22 protein-coding genes and 1 riboswitch are annotated in these 22,883 nt (G+C 39.4%); of the genes, 3 read left to right on the top strand and 19 right to left on the bottom strand.

What is annotated here, in order from left to right; translation table 11 throughout:
- Positions 1-544: 544 nt before the first annotated feature.
- The 4 genes from GH754_RS16330 to GH754_RS16315 all read right to left on the bottom strand — a co-directional run bounded on the left by GH754_RS16330 (position 545) and on the right by GH754_RS16315 (position 4,621).
- Positions 545-2,152 (bottom strand): acyl-CoA synthetase, encoded by a 1,608-nt coding sequence (locus GH754_RS16330; RefSeq protein WP_194841385.1) that lies wholly within the window; start codon positions 2,150-2,152, stop codon positions 545-547.
- Between the two features lie 145 nt (positions 2,153-2,297).
- Entirely contained in the window at positions 2,298-3,593 is a 1,296-nt protein-coding gene (locus GH754_RS16325) for a nucleobase:cation symporter-2 family protein (protein ID WP_153729735.1), read from the bottom strand.
- Positions 3,590-4,177, bottom strand: coding sequence for a xanthine phosphoribosyltransferase (locus GH754_RS16320; RefSeq protein ID WP_153729734.1), 588 nt, complete (start codon positions 4,175-4,177; stop codon positions 3,590-3,592). Before GH754_RS16320 ends, GH754_RS16325 begins: the two co-directional genes overlap by 4 nt.
- 294 nt (positions 4,178-4,471) lie before the next feature.
- Positions 4,472-4,621, bottom strand: coding sequence for a hypothetical protein (locus tag GH754_RS16315; RefSeq protein WP_153729733.1), 150 nt, complete (start codon positions 4,619-4,621; stop codon positions 4,472-4,474).
- 140 nt (positions 4,622-4,761) lie between these two features.
- A riboswitch (purine riboswitch) is annotated at positions 4,762-4,863 on the bottom strand.
- Positions 4,864-5,130: 267 nt separating this feature from the next.
- Between GH754_RS16315 and GH754_RS16310 the strand changes: the two genes are divergently transcribed.
- On the top strand, positions 5,131-6,564 hold the full coding sequence (locus GH754_RS16310; RefSeq protein ID WP_153729732.1) for an alanine/glycine:cation symporter family protein: 1,434 nt from the start codon (positions 5,131-5,133) through the stop codon (positions 6,562-6,564).
- 15 nt (positions 6,565-6,579) lie between these two features.
- On the opposite strand, the gene GH754_RS16305 is transcribed toward GH754_RS16310, so the two are convergent.
- Positions 6,580-6,732 (bottom strand): hypothetical protein, encoded by a 153-nt coding sequence (locus tag GH754_RS16305; protein WP_153729731.1) that lies wholly within the window; start codon positions 6,730-6,732, stop codon positions 6,580-6,582.
- A gap of 102 nt (positions 6,733-6,834) precedes the next feature.
- Between GH754_RS16305 and GH754_RS16300 the strand changes: the two genes are divergently transcribed.
- Entirely contained in the window at positions 6,835-7,524 is a 690-nt protein-coding gene (locus tag GH754_RS16300) for an RluA family pseudouridine synthase (RefSeq protein WP_153729730.1), read from the top strand.
- Positions 7,525-7,563: 39 nt separating this feature from the next.
- Here GH754_RS16300 and GH754_RS16295 read toward each other — a convergent pair whose 3' ends face one another.
- From GH754_RS16295 to GH754_RS16240, 11 genes are all read right to left on the bottom strand, one after another.
- The gene (locus tag GH754_RS16295) at positions 7,564-8,004 is read right to left on the bottom strand and encodes a hypothetical protein (protein WP_153729729.1); all 441 of its coding nucleotides are present in this window, start codon (positions 8,002-8,004) and stop codon (positions 7,564-7,566) included.
- A gap of 19 nt (positions 8,005-8,023) precedes the next feature.
- Positions 8,024-8,938: an MBL fold metallo-hydrolase gene (locus GH754_RS16290; protein WP_323742070.1), complete on the bottom strand. Its 915-nt coding sequence runs from the start codon at positions 8,936-8,938 to the stop codon at positions 8,024-8,026.
- Between the two features lie 153 nt (positions 8,939-9,091).
- Positions 9,092-9,559, bottom strand: coding sequence for a helix-hairpin-helix domain-containing protein (locus GH754_RS16285; protein WP_153729727.1), 468 nt, complete (start codon positions 9,557-9,559; stop codon positions 9,092-9,094).
- A gap of 5 nt (positions 9,560-9,564) precedes the next feature.
- Complete coding sequence (locus tag GH754_RS16280; RefSeq protein ID WP_153729726.1) at positions 9,565-10,041, bottom strand: GNAT family N-acetyltransferase; 477 nt, start codon at positions 10,039-10,041, stop codon at positions 9,565-9,567.
- Between the two features lie 17 nt (positions 10,042-10,058).
- Positions 10,059-10,322 (bottom strand): hypothetical protein, encoded by a 264-nt coding sequence (locus tag GH754_RS16275; RefSeq protein ID WP_153729725.1) that lies wholly within the window; start codon positions 10,320-10,322, stop codon positions 10,059-10,061.
- 768 nt (positions 10,323-11,090) lie between these two features.
- On the bottom strand, positions 11,091-12,113 hold the full coding sequence (locus tag GH754_RS16270; RefSeq protein WP_153729724.1) for a DUF3231 family protein: 1,023 nt from the start codon (positions 12,111-12,113) through the stop codon (positions 11,091-11,093).
- Between the two features lie 456 nt (positions 12,114-12,569).
- Positions 12,570-13,334 (bottom strand): VOC family protein, encoded by a 765-nt coding sequence (locus tag GH754_RS16265; RefSeq protein WP_153729723.1) that lies wholly within the window; start codon positions 13,332-13,334, stop codon positions 12,570-12,572.
- A gap of 68 nt (positions 13,335-13,402) precedes the next feature.
- Complete coding sequence (locus GH754_RS16260) at positions 13,403-13,855, bottom strand: hypothetical protein (RefSeq protein ID WP_153729722.1); 453 nt, start codon at positions 13,853-13,855, stop codon at positions 13,403-13,405.
- Positions 13,839-14,921 (bottom strand): RNA polymerase sigma factor, encoded by a 1,083-nt coding sequence (locus GH754_RS16255; protein WP_153729721.1) that lies wholly within the window; start codon positions 14,919-14,921, stop codon positions 13,839-13,841. Before GH754_RS16255 ends, GH754_RS16260 begins: the two co-directional genes overlap by 17 nt.
- A gap of 121 nt (positions 14,922-15,042) precedes the next feature.
- Positions 15,043-16,506: an MDR family MFS transporter gene (locus tag GH754_RS16250; RefSeq protein ID WP_153729720.1), complete on the bottom strand. Its 1,464-nt coding sequence runs from the start codon at positions 16,504-16,506 to the stop codon at positions 15,043-15,045.
- A 460-nt stretch (positions 16,507-16,966) separates the two neighbouring features.
- Positions 16,967-18,019, bottom strand: a complete 1,053-nt coding sequence (locus GH754_RS16240; protein WP_153729718.1) for a thermonuclease family protein — start codon at positions 18,017-18,019, stop codon at positions 16,967-16,969.
- Between the two features lie 261 nt (positions 18,020-18,280).
- Here GH754_RS16240 and GH754_RS16235 point away from each other — a divergent pair, with 261 nt between their 5' ends.
- A complete protein-coding gene (locus GH754_RS16235) occupies positions 18,281-18,535 on the top strand; it encodes a hypothetical protein (RefSeq protein WP_153729717.1) in 255 nt (84 codons plus the stop codon).
- A gap of 4 nt (positions 18,536-18,539) precedes the next feature.
- Here the strand turns inward: GH754_RS16235 and GH754_RS16230 are convergent, their stop codons facing one another.
- From GH754_RS16230 to GH754_RS16220, 3 genes are all read right to left on the bottom strand, one after another.
- Positions 18,540-19,082: an HD domain-containing protein gene (locus tag GH754_RS16230; protein ID WP_153729741.1), complete on the bottom strand. Its 543-nt coding sequence runs from the start codon at positions 19,080-19,082 to the stop codon at positions 18,540-18,542.
- Between the two features lie 124 nt (positions 19,083-19,206).
- Positions 19,207-20,466, bottom strand: coding sequence for an exo-beta-N-acetylmuramidase NamZ family protein (locus tag GH754_RS16225; protein WP_153729716.1), 1,260 nt, complete (start codon positions 20,464-20,466; stop codon positions 19,207-19,209).
- A gap of 68 nt (positions 20,467-20,534) precedes the next feature.
- Positions 20,535-22,655: a glycoside hydrolase family 3 protein gene (locus tag GH754_RS16220; RefSeq protein ID WP_153729715.1), complete on the bottom strand. Its 2,121-nt coding sequence runs from the start codon at positions 22,653-22,655 to the stop codon at positions 20,535-20,537.
- Between the last annotated feature and the right edge of the window lie 228 nt (positions 22,656-22,883).

Here is a 22,883-nt window from a genome sequence, read left to right as displayed (position 1 = left end):
CGTTCGTCCTGAGCCAAGATCAAACTCTCCAAAATAGTATTGGATGTTTAAAATCCAAAAAGCTCATAATTAAATCAAATTGCTATTAAAATAGCGAATTGACGTACTGGTTGGTTTGTTCAGTTTTCAAGGTTCGAATATTGTCGCCCTTCAAAATAGCGACCTAATTAATATAACAAATACTCAAATTTGTGTCAACAACTTTTCAAACTTTATAATGTTGTTGGCATGTCGTCTTTGAAAGCGACAATAAATAATTTAACATGGTTGACTTTGTAATGCAATGGTTAAATTATGGTAATGAAAATCTTATATTTTGTGGCCGCCGTTTTGGCGACAAGAAATAATATACCATGGTCCAAATCCATTATCAATAGTTTTAACCACTCCAATTTTTTCCTAAGGAATCTTCAATGAGACTAGTCAATCTATTTCTTTCTATAATAATATGGCATAGTCTTCTATTTTCTATCCATTATTTTATTTAAATTTTCAACAAAAATACAAAGCTGGGAGGCAAGTAGCCTCCCAAAATCATCCTAACCTACTTCGCCAAACTCTCATACTCATCCCGAAGAGTTCTTTTTAAGACTTTTCCACTCGGATTTTTCGGAAGCTCATTCGTAATTTCAACATGCTTCGGAATTTTAAACTTGGAAAGATGGTCTTTACAAAACTCAATGACGTCCTCTTTTGTAAAATTAGCCCCTTCTTTCGGAACAATGATAGCTGTTACTGCCTCAATCCAATACGGATCAGGAATACTGATTACCGCTACTTCTGAAACACCATCCATTTGATAAATAGCCTCTTCAACCTCTCGACTCGAGACATTTACTCCACCTGTTTTAATCATGTCCTTTTTCCGGTCTACAATCGTAATATAACCTTCTTCATCCATTATAGCTAAATCTCCACTGTGGAACCAACCATTGCGAAATGCTTCAGCTGTCTTATCAGGATCATGAAGATAGCCCTTCATTGCGTGAGGGGTACGATGAACAATCTCCCCTACTTCTCCACGTGGTACTTCTTGGTCGTTATCGTCTACAATTTTTGTTTGCATATTTAATGAAGGCTTTCCAGCAGAGCCTAGTTTGCGTAATTGATCTTCTGGTTGTAAGGCTGTTGCTAGAGGAGCGACTTCTGTTTGACCATAAAAGTTCCAGAATCTAGCGTTTGGCAGACGTTCTGATAGTTCCTTTAAAATTTCACGGGGCATAATCGCTGCACCATAGTAGCATTTTTCTAATGTCGATAGGTCGCGCTTATCAAAATCAGGGTGACGCAAAAGTGCAATCCAAACAGTCGGTGGGCAGAATAATTGAGTTGCACCCTCTTTCTCAATGGTTTCTAATACAATGTCAGGTTTGGCTGCATCTAAAATAATTCCGCTAGAGCCAAGGTAAATACTTGGTCCTAAGAAACAGTGTAGTTGTGCACTATGATATAAAGGAAGTGCGTGAATACATACATCATGCTCACTCATATCCCCATTTACAACACAACTTACATACTCACTAACAATACTTTTATGGGAAAGCATGACCCCTTTTGGACGTGATTCTGTTCCACTTGTATATAAAACATGGGCAAGATCATCATCCTCTAGCGCTGCCTCCACAAATTCAGTAGATTGTCCATGACGAGCTACTGATAAAGGCGTCCATTCAGAAAGGTCTTCTGTTATTCTTTCTGTTGCCGACACATCCATTAAATAACGGTGCTTGATATCCAACTCACCAACAGATTCATCAAGCACTGACGCATATTCCTTTTCGGCAATAAATCCACTTACACCAGCATGCTGTAATATGTACTGCACATCCTCTACAGTTAGCATGTAGTTGATTGGAATCATTACAGCCCCAATACGCGCCAAAGCAAAATTTGCAATGACAAAGTCTAAGCTGTTTTTGGACATGACCGTAATCATGTCACCTTTTTTCATCCCATTGTTCAAAAAAGCATGAGCAGTCTGGTTTACCACATCATCTAGTTCTCCATAATTTAAACGCACACCCTTGTAAGCGATTGCAAACTTTTCCGGATCACGTTCTTTAGTTCGGGCCAGTAGATCACCAAGTGTATTTCGCCTTGCCCTTTTTAACATTTGATTTAATTGTTCATTCACATGTACATCCGTGCTCATTTTATCCACTCCCCAAAAAGTAATTTTGAAGACAGCCATGCTGAATATTCTGTATTTTTAGTTTATTGTAATTTGGTATTATTATCAAGTGCTAAATAATGATCAAAAAAGCTATCCCGAAATTAAGGGATAGCTTTTCTTACTTTTATGCTGATTGTGCTTCTTCTTCATGAATGACGGTTGTTGTTTTTTTCGCTGGTATCATGTTAAAGATGATGTTTAAGAGGATGGCAGTTACACTCCCCGCCACAATGCCGTTGCTTGTTAAAATTTGAACACTTGCTGGAAGCTGAGCAAAGATTTCTGGTACAACAGTAACCCCAAGTCCCATTCCAACAGAGCAGGCAACAATCATGGAGTTTTCCGGTGAATTAGCCATCACACTGCTCAACATCTTGATTCCCTGGGAAATAACCATACCGAACATGGCAACCATCGCTCCGCCTAATACAGCCGTTGGAATGATGGTAGTAAAGGCGGCGATTTTGGGTACAAGCCCTAAGCCGACTAACATAATTCCCGTTACCATGATGACTTTTTTCGTTTTTACTCCAGTCATTTGAATCAATCCAACATTTTGGGAAAATGCTGTATATGGAAAAGCGTTAAAAATACCACCTAATAAAATAGCTAAACCTTCCGCACGGTATCCTTTTGCAAAGTCCTCTTCCTTTAATTTTCTTTCCGTAATATCACTTAGCGCAAAATAAACACCTGTAGATTCCACGAGTGAAACAATAGCAACTAATATCATCGTAAGAATAGCTGACCATTCAAAGGTTGGCATCCCGAAATAAAGTGGTTCAACCATATGAAAGTAAGACGCCTCTGTAACAGCTGAGAAGTCTACCTTACCCATGAAAGCTGCTACAACCGTACCAGCAAGTAAGGCAATTAAGATTGAAATTGATTGGACGAAGCCTTTTGTAAAACGGTACATAAGTATAATAAAAATAAGAGTTCCAAAAGCTAGTGAAATATTACTAATAGATCCAAAATCACTGGCGCCTTGACCTCCACCCATATTGTTAATGGCTACAGGTATTAAGGTAATTCCAATAATCGTCACAACGGTTCCTGTTACAACTGGTGGGAAAAAGCGAACCAACTTCCCAAAAACGCCGCTAATTAATACGACGACTAATCCCGAAACGAGAATAGAACCGTAAATAGCAGTCACACCGTACTCACCACCAATGGCAATCATCGGTCCAACAGCGGTGAACGTACACCCTAAAACAACAGGCAGTCCTATACCAAAAAAGCGATTCTTTACAACCTGTAGTATAGTTGCAATCCCACACATTAATATATCAACGGCAACTAAATATGTGAGTTGCTCTGAAGTTAGCCCTAAGGCTCCTCCCACAATCAATGGTACTAAAATAGCTCCTGCATACATGGCTAATAGATGTTGTATTCCCAAAGTTGCTGTTTTCATACTGTTACTTCCTCCCTGTGAAATGTAATAGTTTTATTCTGTAATGAAGAAATAATGGCTAATGACTCTACGCGAATCCCCTGTTCCCTCAGGAGTTTGCCTCCATCCTGGAATCCTTTTTCAATTACAACCCCCGCTCCAGCGAGTGAGGCACCAGCTTGGTTAATGACTTCATTGAGGCCCAATACCGCTTGCCCGTTTGCTAAAAAGTCATCAATAAGTAGAACGCGATCATCATGAGAAAGATAGTCTTTTGAAACCGAAATGGTATTGGTTTCTTTTTTTGTATAGGAATATACCTCAGCAGTATACAACCCATTTGCTAGTGTCAGAGACGTTTTCTTTCTTGCAAAAATGACTGGTACTCCCAGTCGCAAAGCAGCCAATGTTGCAGGGGCAATACCTGAAGATTCTAGTGTTAACACCTTCGTGATGCCATCACTTGCAAAACGGCTGGCAAATTCATCCCCAATTTGCTGCATAAGTTGTGGGTCTATCTGATGGTTTAAAAAAGAATCTACTTTTAAAACTGATTCAGATAAAACCCTACCCTCTCGTAAAATCTTCTGTTCTAACTGTTCCATGTTGGACCCCTCTCTTTTGGTTATTTCTTTGGTTGTGCTGATATTTAACGCTGTCGCATGTGGGTGGCATGGGCTGGTGCGGCCGGTTGTTCGACTGCACGGTTTCAGCATTTACGGCGCATAGTTTAGCTTTTGCTGGGTTAGCTTTAGCATTTTGCTCTATGACTTTAGCTGGACTCATAATACTTCAGCATATTAGCCGATGTTCAGCATCTTTCAACTGTAATTCAGCTTTTGTAAACCACTCTTTAACATCTAATCAACCACTTTCAGCGTCGCTACCTTTTCAGCAATTCACCTCTGTATTTCAGCTTTTCCCATCTCAACTACAGCTTTCGCCCCGCCAAACTCAGCAACCCAATCCAATTCTTCAGCAAAACCAACAACCTTTAACATTTCGTTAACAAACTTCAGCAAACTCCACACAATCTTTAGCCACCACAACACAGCCCCCCCATACTCACCCTAAACAAAAAAGCTCGAAAATCTTCGCTTCCACCTAAACCATGAGGAAAGCAAAGTTTTTCGAGCTTTGGAAAAACTAAATAAAATGACTAGAGATACAGACTTACAAATAGGTATACTAATCATTAGTTGCTTTTCATAGTCGGTTCATTTACGGTGAACCGGTAGAAACTTGTAGGCCATATTCCCACGATTATATGAAAATTTTCGTTATTCATTTTAGATAGTATCAGTATAGCATGTGATTTTTGAAATACAACCCCTAATTTTATTAGGAACAACTCTCAACTCCATCCAACACTTCCCTATTATATAGAGATTTAGTTCTAAATTTCCTCACACGGATTAAATCTCTTTCTCATTTACAAATACATCTCATAAAAATGTGAATACTAGTTAAAGGTATATTGTTGTATTCTTTCTAGACCTTGCTAATTAATATTGATATTATTGATATTTGTGGAAAGAAACAGAAAGGAGTTTACATAATGGAAACGTTAGGTGATTTTTTTAGCAGTTTAATTGGATTTGGCAACACCCTTTTTTGGGACTATATTTTAATTTATTTACTTATTGGTGCTGGCATTTATTTTACTTTTCGTAGTAAATTTGTTCAATTTCGTCTCTTTGGAGAAATGTTCAAAGTATTGCGCGAAGAATCAGTTGAGAAAAGTGGAAGAAAGGGAACAAATGCCTTCCAAGCGTTTAGTATCAGTATTGCATCCCGAGTAGGAACCGGGAACCTTGCTGGGGTCGCATTAGCTGTTGCCGTTGGTGGTCCTGGTGCTGTTTTTTGGATGTGGTTGATTGCTATAATCGGAATGGCAACTGCATTCATTGAAAGTACATTGGCACAGCTTTATAAAGTATCGGATAAAGATGGTTTTCGTGGCGGACCTGCTTACTATATGGAAAGAGCCTTAGGACAGCGTTGGATGGGGCTTCTGTTCTCCATTCTAATCACAATTACATTTGGACTCATTTTTAACGCCGTACAAGCAAACACGATTTCGATGGCGGTTGAGCAAGCCTTTGACATTGATCGCATATGGACTGGAATTATTTTAGTCGTATTAACCAGTATTGTGATTTTCGGTGGCATTAATCGTATTGCTGTAGTTTCAGGGACGATTGTACCGATTATGGCCGTCATTTATATATTCGTTTCTCTTATCGTCTTAATCATGAATATCACAGAAGTCCCACGTATATTTATGATGATCATAAGCCATGCATTTGGAATTGAACAGGTATTTGGCGGGGGTATGGGTGTCGCTTTAATGCAAGGAATCAAACGTGGACTGTTCTCGAATGAAGCAGGAATGGGGAGTGCACCCAATGCTGCTGCAACTGCAGGGGTAAGCCATCCTGCTAAACAAGGCTTAGTCCAATCTTTAGCCGTCTTTTTTGACACGATTGTGATTTGTAGTTTTACCGCTTTTATTATACTGCTATATGAAGACTTTTCTAGCGTGACTGAGGATGGTATTCAATTAACGCAGGTCGCCTTTAGCAGCCATATTGGCGCATGGGCATCAGTTTTTATTGCTCTGACCATTTTCTTGTTCGCCTTTAGCTCTGTCATTGGCAACTACTATTACGGCGAGTCCAATGTTGATTTTATGAGACCACTTGGCCCATGGAAAAACCTTTATCGAATTGCTGTATTAGGAATGGTCTTTTTCGGCTCTATGGCCTCCATCGATATCGTTTGGGATATGGCCGACTTATTTATGGCCATGATGGCAGTTGTCAACTTAATCGCGATTCTGTTATTAGGTAAAATTGCCTTTTCCTTGTTAAATGATTATGTGAAGCAAAGGAAAAAAGGCGTTGATCCACAATTTCATGTCTCCCGCATTCCTGGTCTTAAAAATGTAGAATGGTGGGGAGCACAGGATCAGAAGAAGGAAAAATCATAGTGTAGGCAAACAGATCTATGGGTGGTCTTCAGCATTTTGCAATCGTTGTTTAGCAAAGACCGCGCAATGTTCAGCCGCTCGAGCAACAACTTTAGCTAATGAGCCTGTGACTTTAGCCAAATCACAGGCCTTTAGCATATTCATCCTTTTCTTTAGAAAACGTGCCAAAACTTCAGCACCGGCTGCCCAACCACCCTAGCATCCCCAACAACCTCCCCCGCTTATGTTATGATATAAACTACGCTACATAAAAGGAGTCATGATGCGGAAATGGATATACCCATTTTATATGAAGATAATCATTTATTAGTTGTGGAAAAGCCCGTAAATATTCCTGTCCAGGGAGACCAATCAGGTGACCAGGACTTACTGAACATTTTAAAAGAAGATATCAAAGTGAGATACCAAAAGCCAGGCAATGTATATTTGGCATTGGTCCATCGGCTGGATCGCCCAGTTGGTGGCGTAATGGTGTTTGCGAAGACGTCAAAAGCCGCCTCACGCTTATCTGATGCCATCCGTCGAGGGAGAGGGGCGTTTGATAAGGGGTATTTAGCTGTTGTTCGAGGAATTCCCCATGAAAGTCGGGGCAGGCTTGAGGATTACTTAGTGAAGAATCAACAAAAAAATCAAGTCTATACCGCATCAGCAAACGATAAAAATGCCAAAAAAGCCGTGCTTGAGTATGAGGTTATAGGTAAACAGGATGGATTAAGCCTACTGTCCATTCAGCTTCTTACCGGTAGACCCCATCAAATTCGGGTCCAACTTTCATCCAGAGGTTGGCCAATTTATGGAGATCAAAAATATGGAAGCAAGGTTAACCGTCCCGGTCAACAGATTGCCCTGTGGTCCCATACCCTAGCTTTTGAACATCCGACGAAAAAGGATGTAACAGAAGTAACGTCGTTTCCACCCAAGAAATATCCATGGAGTCTGTGGCCACAATTAGACGCCTAAGTATAAAAAAAGCTGTCTCAGTTGTTGAGACAGCTTTTTCTATCCATTCAAGGTCAAAATAGCAACAACAGATACTATTGGAATGGCTCCGATTAAACTCATACCAATAAAGGAAAGCGTATGGATAAAGTTCTTTGTTTGATTGGGTAGACTTGGGATTGATAACATGGACCTTCTAATCATGAAAACGTTAGAAAGGCCAAAAAACAATACTAACAGAACAGCAACCATCGGCAGAAGAATGTCAAAAGAAGTTTCTTCTGCTTGGGTATAGCCAAGTACCACCAACACAATCGGAACGGCTTCAATTAACCCTACTTTAACAAAAAAACGGGACAAATATTGTTGAAATGATCCTTGACTGATGGTTTCCTCTCTTTCTATTTTTCCCTCTAATTCTCGCGCTAATTGCTTAAAGGCAAACGTTATTCCAATAGCAGCAATAATGGATGCGGCAACAAAATACGTTGCTGGACTCATGACACTCCCCCTTTAGCTATTATAATGCCCGAAACTTTATGATACCTGCCGTTTCCTCCCGCTTCACTTTGCCAATAGATTCCAAATAAATAAACCTAGTCAATGTGGCCATAAATTGACTCACATATAATTTTTGTCCACTACCATAGATTTCCTCTGTTACTTCATGTACAGATTTACTTTCTTCAAGCACAAAAGAAAGCACCTGCTCCAAACGTTTTTTATGGCTGGTATGGATTTCATTTACGCGCTCTTGGACGTTTTCAATCAATCCACCGTGGCCAGGTAGAGCAATATCTGCAGGATAGGCTTGAATCCACTCTAACGCTTGAAAATAGTCGTGTAATGCATTTGATTCCTCCCCTGACCACAAACCAATAACAGGAGAAAATTCCTTTAAGATATGGTCACCTGCAATCATAACCTTGCTTTCTCGATGATAAAAACAGAAATGATCTGGCGCATGACCAGGAGTCCAAATGACTTCATAGGATTCATCACCCAATTCAATATACCCATCTTTTTGAAAGAAGCCGTCTGGTTCAAAATCATAGATAAAGGAATCATCCCGTTTGTTCGTGTTGATGTATGGCCCTCCATGCTGTTGAATCATCTGTTTAACTTTTGCCTTAGCATCTGTTGCTCTCCGCTTTTTCATTTCCATATAGCCAAGTTCAGTGGTGTAGACTGGAATGCCTATTTCCTCCTGAAACCACTTGGCAAGACCAAGATGATCCTCATGTGTATGGGTTAGTACCACTTTTTCTACAGTAATCCCTGTATCCAGAAGCTTCTGCCAGATACCGAGAGATTCCTCTGAATAAGCCCCCGTATCTACTACAGTATAACCACGTTCACCTTTAATCAAATAGCAATTCGTTTCTTGCATGGCAAAGGGATAACGAACCACTAGTCTATGTATGTGTTCCGTCACTTTTTCTAACATTGGGAATCAGAAGAAATTGCCATTGTGTTTGCTACATCTAAGTTCAAGATTTATCACTCCGTTTTTATGACAGCATTTCATTCATTCTTATTATACCAACATTATAAATGAAATGTTTTCGATTTGCATGCTTCCTTTACGTTAGCTCTTTTCAACCCAACCTTTTTCCGGTCTAGACTCGGGATAGCCATACCTTTCCCGATACCTTTTTCGTTCCCCCGTAAAATCGAACCACTGTTTTCTAGAGTTGGGATAATGGGCATGGTGAATCACACAGCGAAGTTGATCCTCCACACAAGGATCCACCCAATATCCCAAATTTTCTTCTAATTCATTGAGCAGCTGAGCTCCGTCTTGATTCTTTAATTCCTCGATAGAATATATGCCTAAGTTATCGGTAAGGGTATCGGCAAGTCGATATCCGATGGAGGGAATCTTTTGAAAGGTAGCTAGGCCCTTGATCAGCCTAGCTCGCTTTTTCGAGGACTGCATAATATCCGCTAGCTCTACTACATCAATCATATGAATGTCACTCAGTTTTATTTTATGTTGTCGCAGCTGTGCTTTTTCAAGACTCGTTAAGGGTAGCTTCGGTGTTTGGTTTGCCATTTCTTCTACCTACCTTTTTTTACCATTGTTATAAACTTCGCTACATCGGTTTCAAACTTATTTTCCTTCCTAAACCCCAGTTTTTCGTACAAATGAATGGCCCTCTGATTAAAGGTAGCCACCGTTAAACGTAGAGGGATACCCTGGTGTTGATCCTCAATTTGTTGGAGAATAAACGTGCAAAATTCAACGCCTTTCCCCTTGCCGGTATGAGTGGGGTTCATACCAAATCCAATATCTACAGCTCGGTTTTGATATACCCCAAATGGACGTCCTGGTGGAACCTGGGCGGATTTTCCCACACAGTAAAATCCGAATAAATTCCCCGTTTCATTCATAATGGCAAAATAGGAGCCGTCTAAGAGCTCCTGTAATGCCTCCTCTGTTTCTTCATTATTATAAAAATCATATGGTTGCTCGTATTTCCAACTAAGAATGGTCTTAGCCATTGATTGCTTCATTTCTTGTATGGATAATGACATGTTGATTGTACCCCTTTTTATACTCTGTTATTTTTCCCCATCAGCCAAATAAAAAATATCATCACAACACCGAGAAGGAATATCCCCATTCCCCAAAAGCTTACACCCATTCCTTCAAAGCCTGTGCTTGCATATAGACCAAAAAAGTATACGACTATTCCGGTAATACATACAATGAAGGGAACGACGTAGTTTCGGTTGTATTTGAATGAAAGGATAATGCCTAGCAGGAAAATGAAAATAGATACCCAAGGTAATAGATAAAATAAAATATGATCCATAAAGCTCTCTCCCCCCCTTCATGCTATTTTCCAATTATATGCGGCAATTCTTATAGATTGAACATTACATTTGTAGGAAATTTGTAATGGAGAATTCATCATAAACCGGAAAAAACATTTCAAAAAATTCATACTTTTTAATTTCAGCATAAGTTCTAAAAAATCCTGCATGATATGATAGGAAAGAAAAAGCTGAACTCTACTAACCTTGAGTTCAGCTTTTTTCCTGCATTATTCTTTTAGTCTTATCGATTCCTGGTGAGAAGTCCAAAGATTACATCCAAGATTATCGTTTTTTATACTCAATTAAATATTAATATCCATATAGAATCAGAGCTTTATAAAAATAAAAAAGAAAAAATTGCAATTGACTGATTCTAACTAATTTATATATCCGCAATCTTTTCAGTAACCTGTTTAGAGGAAAAGTGAAAACCCACTCCATAAGGGCGTTTAGCAATATATAATTTAGATAGTTCCCAAACGTCCATTTTAATATCCAAAATGAATTAACAAAAAACGGTCCGATTAGATAGGGAAATTCATTGCTTAAAATTGACTGTGGCTTTGAAAAGAAAACCTACCATTTTCGTTGTCTACCGACCATAGCATCAGCCAAACTAAGTAAAAATGCAAAATGGAACCCGGCAGAAATCGAATTAAGGTTCGTTTTCCTAGTAAGGGAAGACTTGCCCACGACAGAATTACCATGACGATGTTTAAAACCCACTGTGATTTTAATGACAAACTAACCATCCTTTTTTCTCGTCAATACTGTTCTGGTGCTGTTGGCGGCTTTTCCATCCAACCATAATCAATCATAATATTTGACCCGTCTTCTACAAACAACCCTGTATCAATTAAAAAACGCCCATACATTGCCGCAATATCACGCCGACCATTTAGTGACATTCCATTGGCATAGGTGCGAATTTTCATTGAAAACATATCAATCTTATGAAATAGCATTAATTTATCCGAAAAAGGCGCAACAGTAGAGTTCGTCACCAAGTGATCTAAAAAGGTTGCAGCAGGTAAATGGCTATCATTTAATTTTTGTATACATGCCTCCACATGTCTATTGGTAATGTCTCTGCCTCGTAGTAAATAGTCTCTAATTCGCTCCCTACTCGCTACTTGGCTAAAGCCAATCAGTAACGCTTTACTCGTAGCATCATTATTAATGTTATCGTAAAGATGTCCAATTTCGAGACCGTGTAAAGGACGAACCTCACCAAAAAATCCAATTAAAAAGCTTTGTTTTTCGATAAAATCAATGTTTTCTGGTGTAGGAATCTGAGGAGGATTCATCAATAAGTCTTTTTCTTTTAACAGTTGATTCAGCTCTATTTGAAGCTTGACAGTTTCCCTTAAGCAATAAACAAAAAATTCCCGTACATCTTTTCTCGTAATTAACGGAATGGCAATCGTATAGAGACTTTGTCCTGCCTTACTTGTATATTGCAGATAATAAAGATAAAACTCATCTTTAAATAATCTTGGTGCATCTAAATTGACATCATCATCTGTAAACCCAATAGGGATAGGAAAGTTTTCTTTATTAAAGATGTGTTTAATCTCGTTTACAAACTTTTCACTTATGTTTAATGCCTGCTGAACAACCTTTTTGATATTATTGTCATCAACATGCTTGAGAAAAAATTTAAGGACACCAATCGACATCGTATTTCCAACATAAGTCGCCCACAATTTCCCCATCTCTGTTGCAGACAAATGATTGGGTTGAATAGGTTGGGTTTGAAACGTTGTTTGTTTCGGTTTTCGCCACATTTTTCAAAATCCCCTTTAGTTTATTTTTTATAGGTTTTGTTAGGGGTGGGAAGTTTATACATTGTATAGAGGGGGCGTGATGATGAGTGTGAGGGCGGGGTGAGGGGGTGGCTGAAGATGTCCCCGATTATGCTGAAGTTTTGGCTTATTTGATAAAGATTGACGTTTTGGCGAAAGTTGAGGGTTTTTTTGCCAATGTAAACGGTGTAGTTGCTCAATAATGAAAATAGTATGCTAAAGTTCAGGCAAATTATACTAAAGTGCCGATACTGTTATGTAGATGCTGAACATCATGTATAAAAATTGTCTGATGCTAAAGGATGTATACCTTTTGCTAGAGTTAGGTGCTTGTTTGCTAAAGTTCTGCAGTATGATGCTGAAGTCCACACCTAAAATGCTGTAAACATCATGAGCATATAAAAAAGCGAGTGCTGACACACTCGCTTTCCTGTAGTATTATGCACAAATCATAACGGTATTACCTTCTAAATCCTTTATAAAAAAGAAATGATCAAACTGTATTTCTCTTACTACTTCAATCTCTTTTTCTTGAATATAAGCAAAAGCCTCATGGATATTGGAAGCCTTAAGCATGAAGGTTGGATACGTATCTAAGTCATCATTATTGCGGTTATCGTCAAGTAACAGCCCTGTCCCATTGTCCATCTCAAACCAGTAGATGGGTCCCCCGTCCTGTCGTTCCGGTTTAATCGGGTAGCCAAGTAGCTTGCTGTACCATTCTGTTGCTCGCTTCAAATCTTGAACGGGAATGACAATCGTGTTCAGATGATTTTTGATTGGATGATTTGGATTAGCTGGCTTCATAGGATTCGGATTGATCCAGTCAGATTCCACAATCATTATTGCGTTTCCTTCAGAGTCCTCAATGATAAAATATGCAAGTCCTGGATGTGGACGCTGGAGATCCAAAATAAGCGGAATCTTACTCTTTTGAACCAAATCATAAGCTTTTTTAATATCCCCAGTTTTCATTTGACAGATTGGATATTTTTTTAAATTTTTCATATTTCGATAATCATCCAACGCCAAATTCACGCCATTGTCCATGTCAAATACATAGATGGGACTTTTTTCATCAAAGTTGGAAGTAGGCATATCCATTAACTTGCCATACCAGTCTGTCATTTTCTTTACATCTCGTACGTATAACCCTGCACCTCCCAATGTTTTCACAATTGGTTCTTTTACAGTTGTGATCATGTGAAATACCCTCCTATAAATTTGTTTTCATGAAGAAAGACGTTTTAGGCTTTATTTATCTATCAATTTTAAAAAGATTTTTTCAAAAATTTTTTCAGGTGATGAGTTCCTTGTGCTTCTGCCTGCTGGATTTGCTTTAATAGTGGGACAGCATGGTCTCGAACATTAAGCTGAATGTCTTTAAACCCATATGGAAATCTTGGGTAGAGCTCCCCATAAAAGTGATCTACCTGTTGAAAACTGGCAACAGCTGAACGTACCTCTTTCTCTGATTCAAAATTATGTATATCTTGTAGAAAGCAAAGAGCATGCTCTCTTGCTTCTTTCATTAAGGCTACTTGATAGGCATGTCCGATAGAGTCGAGTTTCTCTTCTTGTATCGCCTGAATCCAAGTGTTGTAGGATGCTAAACCTTGAATATAGCCTGAAACGGCAGGCTCTTTTCCCTCATAGTGAGCTAAGATATGGTGGATGGTCTTTTTTAGATTTGGTCTCTGCTGAGGTCTATCGATCGCCGCCACAAATAACTCCGGATTTTCTACCGTTCTCCCAAGTTCGGTATAAGCAACTTGCTGTGAGGTGTGAGTGGCATCCCCATATGTAAACAATCCCTTTTTCTGTATCATAACCATAAACGATTCCAAATTCACTGGTGGTCAAATTCCAAACAATTGCAGGGATTCCACGATCTATTGAATCATGGATTAATACGAGAGCTTTCAGTAATAATTCTGGTGTCGGGGTTTGGTTTGGTTTGCCAATCGAATATGACCTGGTTCCAAAAATGGCTGCTACTTTTCCCAGTACCCAGCTCCAGTCATAGATAAGGCTACTACTTAATCCAACATCCTCCGTCGATTGAATTCGAAATGCTTGACCAGAATAGCCCATGATTTCACTTAAGCTGTAAGATTTTGAGCTTATATAAGTGAAAACTTCATGTAGTACATGACCTAGTGATGTATATGAAGATTGAAGGTTAGGTGTTTTTAGTATGTTTTTCGATGGGCTCCTATCTTGCTGACGTTGATGAATAAACCGTTCTATCTCTTGTTGGAATGCCTTAGTCTGTAGTTTCACCTTCGTTCTAGAGATGATGTTATAGACATTACTAATTTTCATATTAAATTGCTTGGCTATATGGTCTGGCGGTTGTTGCTTAAAGAAATGTGCCTCAAATATTCGCTGATCTCGCTCTGTTAATGATTGGGATAGCTGTTGGATGGCATCGAGCCAATCACGCTCCTCCAATATTTGGTCTGGATTCTTATCTGTGTGGGAGATTCTCTCAATATCCTCTTGAGGTGTTTGTACCATTCTTTTATTTTTCCGTATATAATCGATGGCTTGGTTTCGAACCATGCTTCGTAGCCATGGTAAAAAGCGTTCCGACTTTTCCAGTTTCTCTAAATGCAGATATGAGCGAAGAATGGTATCCTGAACGATATCTTCAGCCAAGTATGGGTCCTTTGTGATGACCTTTGCCCAATGAATGGCTTTGGCTCGGTGGTTTTGAATTAAACGACTAAACGCGTCCTCATTACCCTTTTGTGCTTCTTCTACTAAATATTGGTCCTCTTTTGTCATAAAGTTCTTTCCTTTTTTAATTTTCGTCCTCCTTTCTATTTCGATATATTCGGTCTCAAACCCTTTAATACAAGAAAAGACCACTCTAGTTAGCTAGAATGGTCTTTTCCGATTTATACATTTATTCATTCGCAGCTTCTGCTTTTTTACTCTTTAAAAATAAAGCTAATAGCATTCCGACAACAGCTAAAATAGATGCGAATAAAAATGCTTGATTATAGCCGCTTAATAAAGCTTGATTTGCAATCTGTTGCTGTGCCTCAGCCTGAGAAAGCCCACCTAGGGACGCTAAATCAGGTTTGAAATTTTTCGCTCCTGTGGTCATAACCGTTACGAGGATTGCTGTCCCGATGGAGGCGGAAACCTGCTGCATCGTATTGGCCATTGCGGAACCATGCGCATTCCATTCGTCCGGAATTTGATTTAAACCAGCTGTCATGACTGGCATCATAGCCAAGGCTAATCCAAACATCCGAATTGCATAGATTGTGGCTAACAACGTGAAGGATGTATCCATCGATAAATTGGTAAACACAAATGTAGTTATTGCGACAATGGCTAAGCCAGGTACAGCTAACCACCTTGCACCAAATTTATCAAACAACATCCCCGTAACAGGAGACATGATCCCCATTACAATGGCACCAGGAAGTAACATTAGGCCAGATTCTAATGGAGAAAATCCTCTTAATTCCTGCATGTATAATGGCAGTAAGGTTTCGGCTCCGATCATGGACATGAGCACAATCATCGTAATGATAAGCGATAAAGAAAAGACATTAAATTTAAATACTCTAAACTGTAGAAGCGGCGTTTTCAACTTAAGCTGACGCATAATAAATATAGCTAAAATAAGCGCTCCACCAATCAAAGGAGTAAGAACTGAAGCACTGCTCCATCCGTCTTCCCCTGCACTACTAAACCCATATAAGAGGCCACCAAATCCTAAAGAAGAAAGGATAATGGAGATAACATCAATTTTAGGGTAAGTGAGTCGCGTGACGTTTTTAATGGCAAAGTAAGCAAAAATTACTGTTAAAATCACAATCGGTAACACGACGTAGAATAAAGAACGCCATGAAAAATGATTTAGTAACCAGCCAGAGAGAGTCGGACCAATCGCAGGACCAAAAGAAATCACAATTCCAGCAAATCCCATGGCCCCACCCCGCTTTTCTCTAGGAATGACCGTTAAAATGACGGTCATCATTAACGGAAGCATAATTCCTGAGCCTGTGGCCTGCACAATTCTCCCAGTTAGTAATAGCGGGAACGTGTGGGAAATGGCTCCAATGAATGTACCCACACCAAATATACTAAAAGCGGTTAGGAATAATTTTCTTGTTGTAAACCGTTCGATTAAAAAGGCTGAAATGGGAATCATCACACCATTGGTAAGTAAAAAGGCTGTCGTTAGCCATTGGACCTTGTTTTCGTTTATTCCAAAATCGGCTCGAATGGATGGCAGTGCAGTTGCTAATAAGGTTTCATTGAGGATCCCAACAAAAGCTCCTATTAACATGACCGCCAGCATTGGACCGATTTTTACATTTGATTGACTCTGTTCATGTACTTGCTGTGACATGTAACCATCTTCCCCTTTTTTCATTAATCAGTGCTGAACATCAAAAACCAATCGGTTACCTAATGTGACCGATTGGTTGGAAAGTCATAAAAATAATATTATTATAGACTTTATGTATTGTCAAGAACTTCATGTATTGCAGCAAACCTATTCTTCCCTAAAGTCTACCTACCATATAAACTGTAAATCATAGGAGGTGAAAAGCAAGGAGCAATCAGGAATAAATCAAGTTTTAGACGCGCTTAAACTTTATTCTGAACAAGTCGACAAAAAAATGGACAAAATAAAATCTGAGCTAGAAGAACGAGTGGAAGCTGGATTTAAGCGAGTTGACCAACGTTTTGAACAAGTGGACAAGCGCTTTGAGCGTTTAGAAAAGAAGTTTGATAAATAATGCCTTCACTACTCTTCCAGATCTCTTGAAAAGATATCCGTAAGAGTAAGCGAAGGCATTATTTCTTTATGGCAAACTTTCGCAGGCTAAACCATTGCCATCTCGATCTAACCTGTGAGGATCTTTGTTTGGACCACCTTGTGTTTCAAAGAATGCTTGTGCTTCCTTATGAGTATCGAAATCACCACAATCTCTGTCAGGTACTTCTGAATTAGCTGAATCCCCGCTTGAATTCGATGTCCCTTCCTCTTGACTCGCGAATCCATCTTCAGTTACATATCCATCCTTACTCCAAATTCCCTTTTTCGCATTAACGGCCTTGGTTTGTGCCTTCACATAGGCATCATAATGGGTGTAGGGCGGATCATACACATAGGCAAGCCGTGCTAACCCTTTTTCCAGTAGCATTTGATTAAACATCTTTCCCCCCAGCCATATGTAAGCTAAAAGTCGATCATACTTATCACGTTTTGGGCCATCAAACTCTATTTGGACCTGTTTACCTGAAAGGGTTTGTTTAGCAAAGCTACTTGCCTCTGGACCATAGGGCTGGACAGGCTTACTCGGGTGAACCGTTTCCGGTGTATCAACCAGCAGGAGCCTTACATCCTCAATCTTTCCATTGTAGCGAATCTCAATGGTGTCCCCGTCCACTACCCTAGACACAGTTGCGGTATCTAAATTTGGATTTGATGGTGATTGCTTCTCTTTTTCTTTTTGCTTTGAATCTTGAGTAGTCTTAGGTTCACTCTTCTCTTCTTCTAATGACTCCTCTTTTGGAGGGTTATCTTGTTCCTTTGTTTCTGATTTAGTAGGTTCATCTTTTTCTTCTTGAGGTTTATTTTCCTTTTCACCTTGTTCCCGTTTTTCATCAGGTTCTTTATCTTCAGTTTCTTCCTCTTGCTTTTTTTCTTCACTTTCATAGTCTACGCTCTCATCAGGCGAGGTTGTATCCTCTTTAGGCCCTGGCAAAAACAAACTAACGACAAATAGCACTACACCAGCAATGAGTAAATATTTAGCTAATGTTTTAGGTTTTCTAGCGATAAAATAATAAATGAGCATCACAAATCCGACTAATAACACCAACAAACTAATCCCAAATACTAAAGGACCCACACTATATCTCTCCTTAACATCAAACTAAAAAAGAGCTAATCGCGTCGATTGCTCCTAACTGAAAAGTTTATCGGAAAAATTTTCGAATTTCAATTTTATAGGTTTTGTAAGTACTGATCATTGAATTTCGCGTGATAAAAATACGTATTATCCTTAAAATAAATATAATCATTTTGCATTTTCACTAATTCGATTACACCCTACATTTTCTTTTCAAAAGGTAAATCGTCGGTTATAATAACGATTATAGGAGGTGAAAACATGGAGCAATCACAAATGAATCAGATTTTAGAGGCACTTAAGCAACACTCACAAAAAATGGATGAAAAATTAACTGATATAGAAAATCGCATGGATGCTAAATTTGATAAAGTCGAAAAAAGATTTGATCGCCTAGAAAAGAAAGTGGATGGAATGCGTGTTGAATTTAACGAAACGCAAGAAAATGTAAATTTTTTAACGAGTAAATATGTCGAGCATGACCGCAAAATTCGAGAACTTTCAAATAAACGTTAACCTCTTACCCATTCTTAGACACATCCCGATTTTTTTCCGCTAAATAATTTTCTATTTTTTGATCTAGCTCCTCTATTAATCTAACTTCCTTTTCTTGATTGATATTCCGATAATGATGAAAATCGCCAGGCTGCTTGTCCCGTTCGTCTGCGAGGTGGACAACCTTTTGCAGGGAGTTCAACTCGTAATTTCCTTCTGGTAGTGCCGAATCCGTGTGGAAGAGTACCGCATGTGAAATTTCCTTGGCAGCACGTTTATCCTCCCCAAGGCGAACGAGTAGCTTGTGCGCACGCTCTGCTCCCTTGATAGGGTGGATATCATAATTACGATACTGACTGTAATCCCACTCTCCATCCTGATACCATTCATAATGACCAATATCATGTAAAAATCCAGCCTTTACTGCCCAATCTGGATTCACATCATAATCCTTAGCAAGGCGAAAAGCATGGTAAGCGACTGAAATAGCATGTGCCATTCCGGAACGTCTAACATATTTTTGTGTAATGGGATGCTCGTAAATCATTTTTAAAGTGACTTTTCTCATCATGAATGCCCTCCCTCGGTTACCATATAGATTTTTGATATCTTATCATGATTATTCTTTTTCATCAACTTAAACTGCATCAAAAAAGCCATCCCCTATTTTAGTAGGGAATGGCCATTGCTCTTTAGTATAATAAATATTGTTCTCTTACTTGCTTAAATTCATCCAATTCATCCTGCCATTGGATCTTCATTTCTTCAACAGACTGTCCGTTCATAATGCCTTCACGAATCCAGCCGTTTCCAATTAAATTATCGAAGAAACTACGGAATGTAACGTCCTCTGGGTACATTTCATGAATGGTTTTTACTAGGTGAAGACCCATTTCAATCGGTTTAAACGTATCCCGGTCCGTTACATGGATTTCCACACCATTAGATAAGTCTCCACTATGCTTAGAGAAGCTAGGTGTAAAAGATGCTGCTCTAAATTTCACACCAGGCAATTCTAAACTGTTTAACTCTGCTGCAACCTCTGTACTATTAATAAATGGAGCACCGATTAATTCAAATGGTTTTGTTGTTCCGCGCCCCTCTGAAACATTGGTACCTTCAATTAACGCTGCTCCTGGATAGACGAGAGCTGTGTCCAAGGTTGGCATATTTGGTGATGGCATTACAAAGTCGAGTGGAGTTTCATCATAATACTCATCTCGATCCCAGCCATTCATTTCTACTACAGTTAAATCAGCGCCAATGTCAAATTCCTCATTGAAAAACTTCGCAAGCTCCCCAACGGTCATCCCGTGACGTAGTGGGATTGGATAGTTTCCAACAAACGAGGCGTACTCAGGGTCTAAAACAGGACCTTCTACCTTTTCCCCACCCAATGGATTTGGACGGTCTAACACGACAAACTCAATATCATTTTCTTGAGCTGCTTCCATGGCATAGGCCATTGTGTAAATATAGGTGTAGAATCTTGTTCCGACATCTTGAATATCAAATAGCAAAACGTCTACATTTTCTAGCATTTCAGGTGTTGGCTTACGAGTAGAGCCATATAAGCTATATACAGGTAACCCTGTTTGCTCGTCGATATAATATTCTACATATTCACCAGCTTGAGCGCTACCGCGTACACCGTGTTCTGGGCCATACAGTGCAGTTAAATTTACATCCTCATCATTGTGAAGTAAATCAACAATACTATTTAATTCCTGGTCAACACCTGTTGGATTTGTAATTAACCCAACTCGTTTTCCTTCAATTAAATCCTTTTGTTCCTCTAGCAAAGCTTCAACTCCAAGCTTAAACTGATGCGGATTGCCTTTTCCTTTATCATGTCCATACTGATTGCCGTTTCCATTTCCTGTTGCCATAACAACAGATAAAGACGACAGTGCTAAAATAAGGACTACCATAATCATAAAACCCTTTTTCATACACGCTTCACTCCCCTTAATTTATATATAGAGCACGAACTGGTAAAGCTCGTGCTCTGATGAAAAAATTAATAACTTAGACCAGCACCAAATTCATAAAGTGGCTCACCATTTGCTCCTGGAATGACTACAGGCAGTTTTCCAGTCGGATGATTGTCTCCGAAAATCGTAGCCGCTGTTGCCTCAAAGCTAGCACCTCTAAATCCGTATTGGGCTAGGTAAGCATCCACCTCTGGATAGGCCATAATATCGTAAGGATTTCGAATCCCAATTCCAATGACAGGTGACTCACTCTCATCTATCACTTGATTAACCATTTGCATCTGGGAGCTATTTGGTGAGCGCCCACTGACATTATAGGTGTACGTCCCAATAACGACAGCCTTCGCATCCTCTAGCTGGGCTAGCTGACTTTCTGACAATGGACCTGATGCACGAATATATTCTGTATTTTCATGATAGGACGAAACCGCATCTGCTAAACTTGTGCCAAAGGAATTTCCAATGACAATAACTTTATCGTTTTCATTTACATCAAGTGGGAGGACATCTTCATTTTTCAGCATTGTAATGGATTGATCTGCAGCCTCTTGCTCCACTTGTTTATGTTCATCAGAACCCACGATTTCAACCGCTTGACCAATTTTTTCATCAAGTGGCTGTGGAGATTCCTCCTTGATAATGCCTCGTTTCACTTTCAATGTTAAAATTCGTTGAACTGAATCGTTAATGGTAGCTTCAGAAACCTCACCTGTTTCAACAGCCTCTAACAATCCACTAGCAACTTCCTCTACTCCAACAGGCATGAGCACAATGTCTGTACCTGCATTTACAGCACGGATTGCAGCATCAACAGGTCCAAAATGATCGGCAATGGCATTCATATTTAAGGCGTCGGTGATAATGACCCCTTCATAGCCCATTTCTTCACGCATTAATCCGGTTAATACCTTTTTAGATAACGTGGCAGGTAGTGCAATTTCCGTACCATCCTTTTTACTAATTACTTTTGTGTCATCAATTTTTGGGAAAGTGACATGAGCGGTCATCACCGCATCAATTCCAGCATTCATCGCCTTTTGGAATGGATAAAGCTCGACATTTAGAAGTCGCTCTTTATCATGCGGGACTTCTGGTAATCCCAAATGTGAATCCACAGCAGTGTCACCGTGTCCTTGGAAGTGTTTAGCAGTTGCCGCAACGCCTGTACTTTGCAGACCTTCCACATAGGAAACGCCTAAATCTGCTACTAGTTGTGGATCACTACCGAATGAACGAACCCCAATCACTGGATTATCTGGGTTATTGTTCACATCGATAACAGGAGCAAGATTCATATTAATACCAAGAGCAGATAGCTCCTCTCCGATAGCCTGTCCAACTTTCTGTGTCAATTCCGTTGAACGGGTCGCCCCTAAGGCCATATTTCCTGGCATGTCTGTACCAGATTGAAGACGAGTCACAATTCCGCCCTCTTGGTCAATGGTTAACAGGAGGCCAAATTTTTCAGCAGCCTCTTGATATTGAGATACAAGCTTAGCTGTTTGTTCTGTGGTAACCACATTTTCTCTAAACAGAATAACCCCACCGAAATCATACTCTTTTACTAGCTCTTCAATTTCAGGCAGCATTTCCGTTACATTTTCGCCTTTCCAATTACGGAAATCAGGCATGAGCATTTGGCCGATTTTTTCCTTCAATGTCAGACTTTCTAATGCGTTATCAATGATGTGATGGCGTTCGTCTGTTTGTTTTACCACACTTGCCTCTGGTTGTTGCTTTCCTTTGGATTGACTAGCTTTGGCCGGATTTACTTTATAGTCTAGGGCGATTCGATCTTCATAGGTACCATCAGACACTGTGACAAATGTTCTACCTTTTTGTCCTGTAAAGGTAACCCTTCCATCTTTATCAACTGTCGCTACATTTTTGTTCGAGGACTTCCAGGTTAATGAGTCAGAGGTAAGCATAAAATGCCCTTCAATGTATGTGTGGAGTGCCTTGAGTTGAATAGAATCATTCTCTATGCTAGGCTCCACCTCTGGTACATTCTGATAGATAATCAGGTCCGTTACCTCCTCTCCTTCCTCAGCTTGTACAGTTTGATGGGGAACTCCTACAATCGATTGAGATACGAGCATGATGATGGATAATAAAGAGAACAAACTGACTTTTGTTAATTTCTTCATCGCATAGCCTCCATTTCCTATAAACATATTTATGGAACCAAAATTTTCTAGCCTACATCAAGACCAATCACGGAAAAAATATACTATTTTAATAGAATCTTAAACCATTGGCTGTCCTGGTGTATGGAGCCTATGATGGAAATAATTTAGTAGAAAAAAGAGGTTTTGAGAGGTAGGGAAAATTTTGATCAACCCTAGTTAAGCGCTTACAGCCTGTACTTTCATAGT

The sequence above is a fragment of the Salinibacillus xinjiangensis genome (genome assembly GCF_009649735.1).
In the GTDB taxonomy this organism is placed as follows: Bacteria; Bacillota; Bacilli; order Bacillales; family Alkalibacillaceae; genus Salinibacillus; species Salinibacillus xinjiangensis.
The sequence above is the reverse complement of the archived record's forward strand: the minus strand, read 5'-3'. Positions and strand labels throughout refer to the sequence as shown.